Below are 14049 nucleotides of genomic sequence, written 5' to 3'. Positions count from 1 at the left end.
TAGAGGTGAGACAACGGACCAATCCCACCCGACCGGGTGGCCAGGACTAGGGCGGGCGCCCGGGGGTTTTGAAAAGATGAAGGCGACGATCGAACGCGCGACCCTGTTGAAGGGGCTGAGCCACGTCCAATCCGTCGTCGAGCGGCGGAACACGATTCCGATCCTGTCGAACGTGCTGATCGAGGCGGCCGAGAACGGCTCGATGCGGCTGATGGCGACCGATCTCGATCTGCAGATCGACGAGACGATCGCAGCGGCGGTCGACCAGCCCGGCGCGATCACGGTTTCGGCGCACACGCTGTTCGACATCGCGCGCAAGCTGCCCGAGGGCGCCCAGGTGCAGCTGTCGGCGGCCGAGGGCCGGCTGACGGTGGTCGCGGGCCGCGCCCGTTTCAACCTGGCGACGCTGCCGCGCGACGATTTTCCGGTGATCGCCGAGGGCGAGCTGCCGACGCAGTTCGAACTGCCGGCGGAAATGCTCAAGCAGATCATCGACAAGACGCGCTTCGCGATCTCGACCGAGGAAACGCGCTATTATCTGAACGGCATCTTCCTGCACGTGTCCGAGGATGCGAGCGGCGAGCCGGTGCTGAAGGCGGCGGCCACCGACGGCCACCGGCTGGCACGCGTGACGCTGCCGCGCCCGGAAGGCGCCGAAAAGATGCCGGACGTGATCGTGCCGCGCAAGTGCGTGGCCGAGCTGCGCAAGCTGCTCGAAGAGGTTGACGGATCGGTCGGCGTGTCGCTGTCGGGTTCCAAGATCCGGTTCGACCTCGGCCAGGCGATCCTCACCTCCAAGCTGATCGACGGCACCTTCCCGGACTATTCGCGCGTCATCCCGACCGCGAACGACAAGCTCCTCAAGCTCGACCCGAAGAGCTTCATGGAAGGCGTCGACCGCGTGTCGACCATCGCCACGGAGAAGACCCGCGCGGTGAAGATGGCGCTCGATCGCGACAAGATCACGCTGTCGGTGACCAGCCCCGAGAACGGCGCGGCTGCCGAGGAAGTGCCCGGCGACTATAGCGCGCTGCCGTTCGAGATCGGCTTCAACAGCCGCTACCTGCTCGACATCCTGGGCCAGATCGAGGGCGACCTCTGCGAGGTGCACCTGGCGGACGCGGCAGCCCCGACGCTGATCCGCGAGAACGACAAGTCGCCGGCGCTGTACGTGCTGATGCCGATGCGGGTGTGAGGCGGGCTTCGGCTCTCCTGCACCCTGACCCATCCGGTACCCCGGCGAAGGCCGGGGTCCAGTTGCCGCGCACGCGGTAAGGCCACGCGCTCCTCGCCGATGCTTCCCAACTGGGGCCCGGCCTTCGCCGGGGTACAGGTGCTAAAGGACGCAGGCCTCGCTGCGCCCTGACCGGCCGGCCCCTATTTCGCCAGCAGCGCGCTGGCCTTTGCCTTGCCCTCGTCGCGGACGGCGCGGGCCTTTGCCTCGGCCTGTTCCTCGACCAGCTTGGCCTCGCGTTCGCGGGCTTCGGCGCGGACCTGCAAGCGCTGGGCATCATAGCCGCCGCCCTGGCCGGCCTGCTGGCGCAGCTGCTCGGCCTCGGCCTTCATGCCTGCCGACACGTTTCCAGCCTGCGCCTCGATGGCGTCGGCCTGCGCCTCTGCGGCATCGCGCAGTTGGTCAGCCTCGCGCTCCTGCGGCGTCTGCGCCCCACAGGCCGCCACTGCCAGTGCTGCCGCCGCAATCCACCATTTCCGCATCACCGTCCCCTTTTTCATCGTTCCGCTGAAGGCAATTCCCTGCGGGCCGGAAGGTTGCGTCGCGCTGGGGCGCGGCTTGCGCTACAGCGGCGCCAACGATGCTCGCGCGCCTGTCCCTCACCGACTTTCGCAACCATGCCGACGCGGTGCTCGCACCCGGGCCGGGCTTCGTCGTGCTGTCCGGGGACAATGGGGCGGGCAAGACCAACGTGCTGGAAGCGGTGTCGCTGCTGGCGCCGGGTCGCGGCCTCCGGCGCGTGCCCTTGTCCGAGATGGCGCGCCAGGGCGGCAGCGGTGGCTTTGGCGTGGCAGCGGTGCTGGTGGACGACACCGCGCTGGGCACCGGCACCCGCCCCGATGCGCCCGAGCGGCGGCTGGTGCGGATCAACGGCGCGCCCGCGACGGCCATGGCGCTGGCCGAGTGGCTGACGGTGCTGTGGCTGACCCCGGCGATGGACCGGCTGTTTGTCGAACCCGCGGGCGAGCGTCGGCGCTTCCTCGACCGCCTGGCGCTGGCGCTCGCACCCGGCCATGCCAACCACGCCAGCCGCTACGAAGCGGCGATGCGCGAGCGCAACCGGCTGCTGGCCGACGATCGCCCGGCCGATCCCGAGTGGCTGGCGGCGCTGGAGGCGCGGATCGCCGAACATGGCGCGGCGGTTGATGCGGCGCGCCGGACGACGGTGACCATGCTGGCAGAGCGGATCGCGGCGAGCCCCGCCGGTGCCTTCCCGCGGGCCGGGCTCTCGATCGAGGGGTGGGGCGGCGATGCCGATCGGCTGCGGGCGGAACTCGCCGCCGGGCGCTCCCGCGACGCGGCGGCGGGGCGGACGCTGGCGGGGCCGCATCGGTCCGACCTGGCGGTGGTGCACCTGGAAAAGGGACAGGCGGCGCATCGCTGCTCGACGGGCGAGCAAAAGGCGCTGCTGCTGGGGCTGGTGCTTGCCCATGCCGCACTGGTCGCGGAGCGGGCCGGGCGCCCGCCGCTGCTGCTGCTCGACGAGGTGGCGGCGCATCTCGATCCCGGCCGCCGGGCGGCATTGTTCGAGCGGCTGGCAGGCGGCGGCCAGGTCTGGTTGACCGGCACCGAGCCAGGCTTGTTCGACGCGATCGGGACAGAGGCGACGCGGTTCCACGTCGTCGATGGACGGGTGGTCGGGCCGCAACCTTGACTTTTCGGGGTGGCGGGCGCATCTGCCACACCGCAGCGACGCTTCAAACAAGCAGCGTGATCCGGCCTTGCGGCCGAGGCTCGCGTCGCGCTCCACCGGCTTCCCAAGTCACGCGGGTCGCATTTTTTTTGCCCCGCCTTCCCGTGCGTGCCGTCTGGCCGCGCGTGCCGGCTACTGACAGGTATTCCATGTCCTTCCAGTCCCTTGGTCTTTCCAAGCCGCTTCTCGATGCCCTGGCCGAGAAGAATTACACCGAGCCGACGCCGATTCAGCGCGACGCCATCCCGATCGTGCTGGAGCAGCGCGACCTGCTCGGTATCGCCCAGACCGGCACCGGCAAGACCGCGGCTTTCGTGCTGCCCTCGCTCGACCTGCTGGTGAAGGCCAACGTCCGCCGCAAGCCAATGCGGTGCCGGATGCTGGTGCTGGCGCCGACGCGCGAGCTGGTCAGCCAGATCGCCGACAATGCGCGCACCTATGCCAAGTATACCAAGCTGAACGTCGCGACCGTGTTCGGCGGCGTGCCCGTCGCCCGCAACATCCGCGACGTGGCCGCCGGCGTCGATATCCTGGTCGCCACCCCGGGCCGCCTGCTCGACCTGATCGACCAGCGCTGCCTGGCACTCAACGAGCTCGAGATCCTGGTGCTCGATGAGGCCGACCAGATGCTCGACCTGGGCTTCATTCACGCGCTGCGCCGCATCGTGTCGATGGTGCCCAAGGATCGCCAGACGCTGTTCTTCTCGGCCACCATGCCCAAGGACATCCGCGACCTGGCCGACAAGTATCTGACCAGCCCGGCCGAGGTGAAGGTGGCGCCCGTCTCCTCCACCGCCGAGCGCGTCGAGCAGTACGTCACCTTCGTGCAGCAGCAGGAAAAGCAGGCGCTGCTGACCCTGTTCTTCCGCAACAACAAGATCGATCGCTCGCTGGTGTTCACCCGCACCAAGCATGGCGCCGACCGCGTCGTGAAGCTGCTGGCCGCCAACGGCGTCGCCTCCAACGCGATCCACGGCAACAAGTCGCAGCCGCAGCGTGAGCGTGCGCTCGGCGAGTTCCGTTCGGGCAAGGTGCCGATCCTGGTGGCGACCGACATCGCCGCGCGCGGCATCGACGTCTCGGGCGTCAGCCATGTCGTCAACTTCGAGCTGCCGAACGTGGCCGAGCAGTACGTCCACCGCATCGGCCGCACCGCGCGCGCGGGTGCCGACGGCATCGCCTTTGCGTTCTGCGCCGAGGACGAACGCCCCTATCTGCGCCAGATCGAGAAGCTGACCCGTCAGAAGATCGAGGTGGTGCCGCTGCCGGAGAACTTCCTGGCCGAGGCGGCGAACATCAAGGCGACGCGCGCACCGCATGCGCCCGATCGGCCCGAGCGCGCTCCGGGCGATCGCCAGCTGCCGCGTCCGCGCGCCACGCACAGCGCCAAGCCGGCAGGCTCGGGCCGTGGCCCGGTCGGCAATCCGTCGCGCGGTGGCCAAGGCAAGCCGACGGGTGATCGGCCCGCAGGCGAGCGTCCGGCCGGTGCGCGTCCGGGTGGCCCGCGTCGCGGCGGCCGCGGTCGTCGTCCGGGTGGCGGCGGTCAGGGCGTCGCGCGCTAAGGGCGCGACCGACTTTCCGGGGCACCGAAGCGCCGTTGCTGCGTTGAGGTGCCCATGCGGCGTGGCGCTTCCTTCCTGACGATGCGGGCGCGGTGATGCCGAGCTGGCTCGAGGCAGGGCTGTGGGGCTTGCTCGGCGGCTCTGCACTCCTGATCGGCGCGGCGATCGCCGGGGCGGTGCAGCTGCCGCAGCGGCTGATCGCCGCCGTGATGGCAATCGGCTCGGGCGTCCTCATTTCGGCCGTGGCCTTCGATCTGATGGACGACGCGTTCGCCCGTGGCGGGCTCGGTGCGACCGCCGCCGGGTTCGTTGGCGGTGCAGCCCTCTACACTTTCGGCAACGTCTGGCTCTCGCGCCGGGGCGCCCGGCACCGCAAGCGCTCGGGAACCGAGAGTACGGAGACGCAGCCGCACGCGAGCGAAGGGGGCGGCGGCGCCATCGCACTGGGCGCCCTGTTGGATGGCATTCCGGAGTCGATCGTCATCGGCATCAGCCTGATCGGCGGGACGGGGGTGAGCACCACGGTGGTCGCCGCGGTGTTCCTTTCGAACATCCCCGAGGGTCTTTCTTCTGCCGCCGGCATGAAGAAGGCGGGGCGGTCCACCGCCTATATCTTCGGCGTATGGACCGCGATCGCGGTTGCGTCGGGGCTGTCGGCGCTGCTCGGCAATCTGCTGCTGGCGGACGCGAGTGCGGATCTGGTTGCGGTGATCACCGCTGTTGCCGCGGGCGCGATCCTTGCCATGCTGGTCGACACCATGATCCCGGAGGCGACCGAGAACACGCATGAATATACCGGCCTGATCGCCGTCGCCGGTTTCCTGGCCGCTTTCTGGCTCAGCAAGGTCGGCTGAGGGGGCCCGAACGCCCGCATTTTGCTTCCGTTCCTGGGGGTGAATCCCTATGTCCTCGGTATGGCGACGAACCCCAACTCCAATGAATATGGCGCGGAATCGATCAAGGTCCTGAAGGGCCTGGACGCGGTTCGCAAGCGCCCCGGCATGTACATCGGCGACACCGACGACGGCTCGGGCCTCCACCACATGGTGTTCGAGGTGAGCGACAACGCGATCGACGAGGCGCTTGCCGGCCATTGCGACCGGGTGCTCATCACGCTCAATCCCGACGGGTCCGTCTCGGTCGAGGACAACGGTCGCGGCATCCCGACCGGCATCCACCCGGAGGAGGGCGTCTCGGCGGCCGAGGTCATCATGACTCAGCTGCACGCGGGCGGTAAGTTCGAGAACACGTCCGACGACAACGCCTACAAGGTGTCCGGCGGCCTCCACGGCGTGGGCGTGTCGGTGGTGAACGCGCTGTCCGAATATCTGGACCTCACCGTCTGGCGCGACGGCGAGGAGCATTACATGCGTTTCCGCCATGGCGATGCCGTGGCGCCCCTGAAGGTGGTCGGGAAGGCCGAGGGCAAGCGCGGCACGCGCGTGACCTTCCTGCCCTCGACCGAGAAGGCCCCGGGCGACGGCGGCACGTTCAAGAACCACATCGAGTTCGACTTCGACAAGCTCGAGCATCGCTATCGCGAACTGGCGTTCCTCAACTCGGGCGTGCGGCTGGTGCTGGCGGATGCCCGGCACGAGGAGCGGCGCGAAGTGGAGCTGTTCTACGAGGGCGGGATCGCTGCCTTCGTGAAGTGGCTCGACCGCAACAAGCAGCCGCTGATGCCGGATCCGGTGGCGATCACCGGCCATCGCGACGATGTCGGCATCGACGTCGCGCTGGAGTGGAACGACAGCTATTACGAAAACGTGCTGTGCTTCACCAACAACATCCCGCAGCGGGATGGCGGCACGCACCTGGCGGCGTTCCGTGCGGCGCTGACCCGCACGATCAACAACTATGCCGACAAGTCGGGCGCGCTGAAGAAGGAGAAGGTCACCCTCACCGGCGACGACATGCGCGAGGGGCTGACCGCGATCGTCTCGGTCAAGCTGCCGGACCCCAAGTTCAGCTCGCAGACCAAGGACAAGCTGGTCTCCTCCGAAGTCCGCCAGCCGCTCGAAAGCCTGATGGCCGACAAGCTGGCGGAGTGGCTGGAGGAAAACCCGGCGGTCGCGCGCCAGATCATCCAGAAGGTGATTGACGCCGCCGCCGCGCGCGAGGCCGCCAAGAAGGCGCGCGAGCTCACCCGCCGCAAGGGCGTGATGGACATCGCCTCGCTGCCCGGGAAGCTTGCCGACTGCCAGGAGCGCGACCCCGCCAAGTCCGAGCTGTTCCTGGTCGAGGGTGACTCGGCCGGCGGTTCGGCCAAGCAGGGCCGCGACCGTCACTTCCAGGCGATCCTGCCGTTGCGCGGCAAGATCCTGAACGTCGAACGTGCGCGCTTCGACCGGATGCTCTCGTCGCGCGAGATCGGCACGCTGATCCAGGCGATGGGCACCGGCATCGGTCGTGACGACTTCAACCTGGAGAAGCTGCGCTACCACAAGATCGTCATCATGACGGACGCGGACGTCGACGGCGCCCATATCCGCACGCTGCTGCTGACCTTCTTCTACCGCCAGATGCCGCAGATCATCGAAGCGGGGCACCTCTATATCGCCCAGCCGCCGCTCTATAAGGCGACGCGCGGCCGGTCGGAGGTGTACCTCAAGGACGACGCAGCGCTGGACGCTTATCTGGTGGACGCGGGCGTTGCCGCGCAGGTGCTGGAGACGCCGGCCGGTGGCCGCAGCGGCAGCGACCTCAAGACGCTGGTGGATCATGCGCGGCGCATGCGCACGCTGATGCGCTACGTCCCCCGCCGCTATGCGCCCGAGATCGTCGAGGTGCTGGCGCTGTCCGGCACGCTCGATCCAGAAGCGTCCCGCGGCCAGCGCGAGGAGCGGCTGGCGGATGCGGTCCGCCGGCTCGACAGCACCGATGGCGACGCCCGCTGGAGTGCCAGCATCTCCGAAGAGGGGGCGCTCCACTTCCGTCGCGTGTGGCGCGGCGTCACCGATCATCATGTGATCGAGGCCGCCTTCCTGACCTCGGCCGAGGGGCGCAAGCTCCACGCGCTGACGGCGGAGGAGGCCGAGAGCTATGCCGCCACGGCCAAGCTGGTGCCGGCGCGCGGCGCCCAGGCGAGCGATGCCGACAATCCGGTCGCGGAGCTGGAGGAGAGCGAAGCGACGCCGGTCACCGCCGCCAAGGGCGAGGTACTGATTGCCCGGCCCAGCCAGCTGCTCGACGCGATCCTCGCCGCCGGGCGCAAGGGCCTGTCGATCCAGCGCTACAAGGGGCTGGGCGAGATGAATGCGGAACAGCTGTGGGAAACCACGCTCGATCCGCAGAACCGCTCGATGCTCCGCGTCGCGATCGAGCAGGCGGACGTCGCGGACGAGATCTTCACGCGCCTGATGGGCGACGTGGTGGAGCCCCGCCGCGAGTTCATCCAGGAGAACGCGCTGAGCGTCGCCAACCTCGACGTGTAATTTGTGCTGCCCGGCGGTGTGGTGCCGCCGGGCAGAACTTCTGGTAGCGGTAATATTGCTTCGGAAAGAAGCGCTATGACGCACGAAAAGAAAAGAGCTGGTTGACCGGAGCGCTTCCGCAGCGCAGCAACCCGGCATGGCCAGCCTCCCCCCGATCACCAACAATCCCGATGTCCGCTTTCTCGGTCGCCTGCTGGGCGACGTGATCCGCGCCTATGGCGGCGAGGATTTGTTCAAGCGGATCGAGTACATCCGCGCGACTTCGGTCGATCGCCACCGCGGCGTGGCTGGCGCGGACGCGATCGACCCGGGGCTCGACCGGCTGACGCTGGACGAAACGATCGCGTTCGTGCGCGGCTTCATGCTGTTCTCGATGCTGGCGAACCTCGCCGAGGACCGGCAGGGCGTGGCGGCGGAGGCCGGGGCGGACGTCGCCCATGCCCTGGAGCGATTGGGGAAGCACGGCATCGGCCGCGATGCGGTGCTCGCGCTGCTCGACGACGCGCTGCTGATGCCGGTGCTCACCGCCCATCCGACCGAGGTGCGGCGCAAGAGCATGATCGACCACCGCAACCGCATCGCCGAACTGATGGCGCTGCGGGACGGCGGCGTGGAGGAGACCGAGGACGGCGACCAGGTCGACGAGGCGATCCTCCGGCAGATCGCGCTCCTGTGGCAGACCCGCGTGCTGCGCCGCGAACGACTGTATGTGGCGGACGAGGTCGAGACCGCGCTCAGCTACCTGCGGGACGTGTTCCTGCCGACGCTGCCCGCGCTCTACGCGCGCTGGGAACGGGCGCTGGGCGCGCGGCCCGCATCGTTCCTGCGCCCCGGTAGCTGGATCGGCGGCGATCGCGACGGCAACCCTTATGTCACCGCGGACTCGCTGCGGCTGGCGCTGTCGCGCTCGGCCGAGGCGGTGCTGGGCTATTATCTGGATGCGGTGCATGCGCTGGGCGCCGAGCTGTCGATCTCGACCGAACATGCGACCGTCGACGCAGGGGTCGAGGCGCTGGCGGAGCGGAGCGGGGATACGGCCGCAAGCCGCGCCGACGAACCGTTCCGCCGCGCATTGTCCGGCATCTACGCACGGCTTGCCGCCACCTATCGGGCACTGACAGGCAAGGCGTCGCCGCGGCCGGCCGGCCTGGACGGGGAACGCTATCCCGACCCGGCTGCGTTGCGGGAGGATCTGACGGCGCTTGCGCATGCGCTCACCATCGGCGGCAACGGCCCCCTGGCGAGCGGCGGCGCCCTGGGCCGGCTCATCCGGGCCGTGGAGACCTTCGGCTTCCACCTGGCAACGCTCGACATGCGCCAGAACAGCGCCGTGCACGAGCGCGTCGTCGCCGAACTCCTGAAGGCCGGCGGGGTCGTGGAGAACTATGCCGCCCTCGACGAAGACGCGCGGGTGGCGCTGCTCCGCCGCGAGCTGGCGAGCCCCCGGCCGCTGACCTCGCCCTATGCTGTCTATTCGCAGGAGACGGCGTCCGAGCTGGCGATTCTCCATGCTGCGGCCGAAGCCCATGCCCGCTACGGCCGCGATTGCATCCGCCACTATATCGTGTCGATGGCGCAATCCGTGTCGGACCTGCTGGAGGTCAACCTGCTCCTGAAGGAAGCAGGGCTGTACGTGCCGGGCGCGCCGCCGCAGGCGCATGTCATGGCGATCCCGCTGTTCGAGACGATCGGCGACCTGGAGGCGGCGCCCGAGATCATGCGCGCCTGGTTCGCGCTGCCCGAGGTCGCCGCGGTGGCAAGCGTGCGTGGGCACCAGGAAGTGATGATCGGCTATTCCGACTCCAACAAGGATGGCGGCTATCTGACCTCCACCTGGCAGCTGAGCCGCGGGTCGACCGCGCTCCGGCCGGTGTTCGAAGAGGCCGGAGTCCGCATGCAGCTGTTCCACGGCCGTGGCGGCGCGGTCGGGCGCGGGGGCGGGTCCTCGTTCGCGGCGATCCAGGCGCAGCCGCCCGGCACGGTACAGGGCCGCATCCGCATCACCGAACAGGGCGAGGTGATCGCCGCGAAATATGGCACGCGCGCGAGTGCCACCACGAACCTGGAGGCGATGGCCTCCGCGACCCTGCTGGCCAGCCTGGAGCCGGAGCGGCTGGCACCAGCCGATTACGAGCGCTTCGCCGCGGCGATGGACACGCTCTCCGAGACGGCGTTCCGCGCCTATCGCGGGCTGGTCTATGAGACCGAAGGCTTCCGGACCTTCTTCCGCCAAATGACGCCGATCAGCGAGATCGCGGGACTCAAGATCGGATCGCGCCCGGCGAGCCGCAAGAAATCCGACGCGATCGAGGACCTGCGCGCAATCCCGTGGGTGTTCAGCTGGGCGCAGGCGCGGGTGATGCTGCCCGGCTGGTACGGCGTCGGCCAGGCGATCGCCGCGTTCGAGGACAAGGGGCTGCTTCGCGAGATGGCGTCGGGCTGGCCGTTGTTCGCCGCGACGCTTGCCAACATGGAGATGGTGCTGGCCAAGTCCGACATGGGGATCGCCGCGCGCTACGCAGCGCTCGTCGAGGATCGGGCGCTTGGGGAGGCGATCTTCGGGCGCATCCGCGACGGCTGGCAGGCGACGCAGGATGGGCTGCTCACCGTCACCCGCCAGACGCGGCTGCTGGAGAAGCACCCGGCGCTGGAGACGTCGATCCGGTTGCGGTTGCCGTACATCGAACCGCTCAACCTGCTGCAGATCGAGCTGCTGAAGCGGCATCGTGCCGGCGAGGAGGATGCGCGGATCGGGGAGGGTATCCTGCTGTCGATCAACGCGATCGCGACGGCGCTGCGGAATAGCGGGTGAGGGCGAGGCGAACACACCCGTTTGCTTCGAGCCTGTCGAGAAGCGTTTGTGCGAGGTTCGGGGCTGCTTCTCGACAAGCTCGAAGCGAACGGGAAGGGGATTGCGGGCGACGCGGTACTCCCGCGTAGGCAGGAGCCAGGGCTTTGGAGCGCAGCGCCCGTGGCCCTGGGCTCCTGCCTGCGCAGGATAGGCCTTACCGTTCGCGCGTGGCAGCGAAGCGGACGTTGGGGTAGCGGTCGGCGACATAGCCGACTTCCCACGCCGACTTGGCGAGGAACACCGGGTTGCCATCGCGGTCCTTGGCCATGGCGGTGCGGTTGAGGTCGGCGAAGGTCTTGAGGTCCGCCGGATCCTCCGAGGACACCCAGCGCGCGGTCTCGAACGGCGCGGGCTCCAGCCCGGCGGCGACCTTGTATTCCGCGTCGAGGCGGCTCAGCAGCACCTCGAGCTGGAGCTGGCCGACCACGCCGATGATCCAGTTCGAGCCGATCTCCGGATAGAAGACCTGGGTCACGCCCTCCTCGGCCATGTCGTCGAGCGCCTTGCGCAGCTGCTTGGTCTTGGTCGGGTCCTTGAGCGCCACGCGGCGCAGGATTTCCGGCGCGAAGTTCGGGAGCCCCGTGAAGCGCACATCGGCACGCTCCGACAGCGTGTCGCCGACGCGCAGCGTGCCGTGGTTGGGGATGCCGATGATGTCGCCCGGGAACGCCTCGTCCGCCAGCTCGCGCTCGCGCGCGAAGAACAGGATTGGCGAGTGCACCGCGATCGGCTTGCCATGGCCTGAGGGGATCAGCTTCATGCCGCGCTTGAAGGTGCCCGAGCACAGCCGCATGAAGGCGATGCGGTCGCGGTGGTTGGGGTCCATGTTGGCCTGGACCTTGAACACGAAGCCGGTGACTTCCGGGTTGCTCGGGTCGACCGGCGCCGGCTCGGCGGGCTGCGGGCGCGGCGGCGGGGCGTATTCGGCAAGCGCCTTGATGAGCGAGTCGACGCCGAACTCCTTGAGCGCCGAGCCGAAGTAGACCGGCGTCAGGTCGCCGTTGCGATAGGCTTCGCCATCGAACTCGGCATAGCCGGCCATCGCCAGCTCGGCGTCCTCGCGCAGATTGGCGAGGCCCTCCGCCGAGAGCAGTTCGTCGAGCTTAGGATCGTCTAGGCCGGTGGTCTCGACCACCTTGCCCTGGAACTCGCGGCTCGGCCCTTCCGGCAGCAGCAGGCGGTTGCTGCGCAGGTCATAGATGCCTTCGAACGCGCCGCCCATGCCGACCGGCCAGGTCATCGGCGTGACGTCGAGCTGGAGCAGGTCGGCGACCTCGTCCAACGTCTCGAACACCGGGCGCCCCTCACGATCGACCTTGTTGACGAAGGTGATGATGGGCACGTTGCGCAGGCGGCACACTTCGAACAGCTTACGCGTCTGGCTCTCGATGCCCTTGGCGACGTCGATCACCATCACGGCCGAGTCGACCGCGGTCAGCGTGCGATAGGTGTCTTCCGAGAAATCCTCGTGGCCTGGCGTGTCGAGCAGGTTGAAGGTCACGCCCTCGCGCTCGAACGTCATCACCGAGGAGGTGACGGAGATGCCGCGCTGCTGCTCGATCTTCATCCAGTCGGAGCGCGCGCGCCGGGCGGCGCCGCGCGCCTTCACCTCGCCCGCCAGGTGGATCGCGCCGCCGAACAGCAGCAGCTTTTCGGTGAGCGTGGTCTTGCCGGCGTCGGGGTGGGAAATGATCGCAAAGGTGCGGCGGTCGGAAGCGGTGGGCATCGGGAATCCAGGAAAGGGGTTGCGGACGCCCTGCCCTGCTTTTGCGCGGGCGTCAAACGTATGGCTCGCCCCGTCGGCAAGCGGTTTGTGTCTGATGTTCTGAGCAGTCTGCGAAAACGTATCCGGCCTTCCAACACGAGGTTGTTGGCCAAGATGGAGATCCGCGCGTCCTGGTCCTCATAAAGGGGCCGGCATCGAGTGCCATTTTTAGCCATAGGGTTCCGGGACACCGGTCGACTGTCAGGCCATCTTTCACTCACCTCCCGCAGACATCATTTAGCTGGCGCAAGGCGCGCCGGCCGAGCTTGTTCAGGCTGCTTGTGCAACCGGATCGTAGGTGCGCTCGTGTCGCAGCAGCGCCCACACGATACGCGCCATCTTGGCGGCCAATGCCACCACGACGGTGTTGTGATGAGAACGTGAGAGGAGACCGCGCAGCCAGGCGCCAAGTCGCGTATCGCTCTTGCTCATGACCGGCAGGGACGCACGCGCACCTTGGATCAGGTTCTTGCGCAGGTAACGGCTCCCACGTTTGGTGATACCGAGCAACCGCGGCTTGCCTCCGGTCGTTGCCTGCCGCGGCACCAAGCCCAGCCATGCGGCAAGGTCGCGCCCGCGCCCGAAGGTCCGGGCATCCCCGATCGCTGCCACCAGCGCAGTGGCATTAAGCGCACCGATGCCGGGAATGGTCAGCAATCGCCGTGTCCGTTCATCCGCCCGAGCCGCATCGGTGAACTCGGCATCGAGATCTGCGATCCGTTCGTCGAGCGCGCTCCAGCGCAGGCGCATGTCGCTCACCAGCCGGTGAATGCGGGAGCCGAGTACCGGTTCGTCACCATCCAGCATCTCACCCAGCCGAAGGGCAAGCTTTGCACGCCCCTGTGGGACGATGTAACCGCGTTCGAGGAGGAGGCTCCTGATCTGGTTCATCAGGGAGGTGCGGTCTCCGACAAGCTGGTCACGGATACGATGGAGCGTCTGCATGTCGAGTTGCTCCTCGGTCTTTAGCTCGACAAACCGCATAGTCGGCCGTGTCGCCGCCTCGGCGATCGCCTCGGCATCACGATCATCGTTTTTCTGCGCCTTGACGTAAGGGCGGACGTATTCCGGCGACATCAATCGTACCGCATGGCCTTGTCGCGCCAAGGCACGTCCCATGTGATGCGCACCGCAGCAGGCCTCCATCGCCACAACGCAGGCCGGCAAGGTCGCCGCGTAGGTGATGACTGTCTCGCGCCGCATTCGTCGGCGGACGACAACCTTGCCAATTGCGTCCAGCCCAACCACGCTGCAGCTGTTCTTGCCAAGATCGATCCCGAGCACAGAAATGTCCATGACCTTCGCTCCTTCCGCAAACGACCCGCTGTCGTGAAGCAACAACGGTTCAGATAAGGGGCGAGCCATCCATAAAGGGGGGCGTCGGAGCCGGGTGCTCCCTTACCTTCTCCTCCCGTTCGTGCCGAGTAGAGGTCGAGTAGCTGCGGAAGCAGCGTACCGAGAGCTCGTATCGAGGTGCGGTCCCGCGCGGCAACCCTCCCTCGATACGCCG

At 68.1% G+C, this 14049-nt stretch carries 9 protein-coding genes; 6 read left to right on the top strand and 3 right to left on the bottom strand.

Annotated features, from left to right (window positions below; genetic code table 11):
• Positions 1-76: 76 nt before the first annotated feature.
• On the top strand, positions 77-1195 hold the full coding sequence (gene dnaN, locus EDF69_RS01720; protein WP_125959455.1) for a DNA polymerase III subunit beta: 1119 nt from the start codon (positions 77-79) through the stop codon (positions 1193-1195).
• A 182-nt stretch (positions 1196-1377) separates the two neighbouring features.
• On the opposite strand, the gene EDF69_RS01715 is transcribed toward dnaN, so the two are convergent.
• Complete coding sequence (locus tag EDF69_RS01715; protein WP_125959454.1) at positions 1378-1734, bottom strand: hypothetical protein; 357 nt, start codon at positions 1732-1734, stop codon at positions 1378-1380.
• Between the two features lie 80 nt (positions 1735-1814).
• On the opposite strand from EDF69_RS01715, the gene recF reads away from it, so the two are divergent.
• From recF to ppc, 5 genes are all read left to right on the top strand, one after another.
• Positions 1815-2888: a DNA replication/repair protein RecF gene (recF, locus tag EDF69_RS01710; RefSeq protein WP_132882852.1), complete on the top strand. Its 1074-nt coding sequence runs from the start codon at positions 1815-1817 to the stop codon at positions 2886-2888.
• 188 nt (positions 2889-3076) lie between these two features.
• Complete coding sequence (locus tag EDF69_RS01705) at positions 3077-4489, top strand: DEAD/DEAH box helicase (protein ID WP_132882851.1); 1413 nt, start codon at positions 3077-3079, stop codon at positions 4487-4489.
• A 95-nt stretch (positions 4490-4584) separates the two neighbouring features.
• Positions 4585-5343 (top strand): ZIP family metal transporter, encoded by a 759-nt coding sequence (locus EDF69_RS01700; RefSeq protein ID WP_132882850.1) that lies wholly within the window; start codon positions 4585-4587, stop codon positions 5341-5343.
• Positions 5344-5403: 60 nt separating this feature from the next.
• Positions 5404-7923, top strand: coding sequence for a DNA topoisomerase (ATP-hydrolyzing) subunit B (gyrB, locus tag EDF69_RS01695; protein WP_132882849.1), 2520 nt, complete (start codon positions 5404-5406; stop codon positions 7921-7923).
• Positions 7924-8059: 136 nt separating this feature from the next.
• Entirely contained in the window at positions 8060-10735 is a 2676-nt protein-coding gene (gene ppc, locus EDF69_RS01690) for a phosphoenolpyruvate carboxylase (RefSeq protein WP_132882848.1), read from the top strand.
• 193 nt (positions 10736-10928) lie between these two features.
• Here ppc and EDF69_RS01685 read toward each other — a convergent pair whose 3' ends face one another.
• Positions 10929-12500, bottom strand: a complete 1572-nt coding sequence (locus tag EDF69_RS01685; RefSeq protein ID WP_132882847.1) for a peptide chain release factor 3 — start codon at positions 12498-12500, stop codon at positions 10929-10931.
• 309 nt (positions 12501-12809) lie between these two features.
• Positions 12810-13835 carry an IS110 family transposase gene (locus tag EDF69_RS01680; protein ID WP_132884636.1) on the bottom strand — a complete coding sequence of 342 codons (1026 nt, stop codon included), beginning with the start codon at positions 13833-13835 and terminating at the stop codon, positions 12810-12812.
• Positions 13836-14049 lie beyond the last annotated feature (214 nt).

It is taken from the genome of Sphingomonas sp. JUb134 (genome assembly GCF_004341505.2).
Taxonomy (GTDB): domain Bacteria; phylum Pseudomonadota; class Alphaproteobacteria; order Sphingomonadales; family Sphingomonadaceae; genus Sphingomonas.
Note: the sequence above shows the minus strand (reverse complement) of the source record. Positions and strands in the feature narration are given on the sequence as shown.

Bases quoted from the DNA above. Each gene is read 5' to 3' on its own strand.
- EDF69_RS01715 (WP_125959454.1), bottom strand. From the start codon at position 1,734: ATGAAAAAGGGGACGGTGATGCGGAAATGGTGGATTGCGGCGGCAGCA.
- EDF69_RS01680 (WP_132884636.1), bottom strand. From the start codon at position 13,835: ATGGACATTTCTGTGCTCGGGATCGATCTTGGCAAGAACAGCTGCAGC.
- recF (WP_132882852.1), top strand. From the start codon at position 1,815: ATGCTCGCGCGCCTGTCCCTCACCGACTTTCGCAACCATGCCGACGCG.
- EDF69_RS01685 (WP_132882847.1), bottom strand. From the start codon at position 12,500: ATGCCCACCGCTTCCGACCGCCGCACCTTTGCGATCATTTCCCACCCC.
- ppc (WP_132882848.1), top strand. From the start codon at position 8,060: ATGGCCAGCCTCCCCCCGATCACCAACAATCCCGATGTCCGCTTTCTC.
- EDF69_RS01705 (WP_132882851.1), top strand. From the start codon at position 3,077: ATGTCCTTCCAGTCCCTTGGTCTTTCCAAGCCGCTTCTCGATGCCCTG.
- dnaN (WP_125959455.1), top strand. From the start codon at position 77: ATGAAGGCGACGATCGAACGCGCGACCCTGTTGAAGGGGCTGAGCCAC.
- EDF69_RS01700 (WP_132882850.1), top strand. From the start codon at position 4,585: ATGCCGAGCTGGCTCGAGGCAGGGCTGTGGGGCTTGCTCGGCGGCTCT.
- gyrB (WP_132882849.1), top strand. From the start codon at position 5,404: ATGGCGACGAACCCCAACTCCAATGAATATGGCGCGGAATCGATCAAG.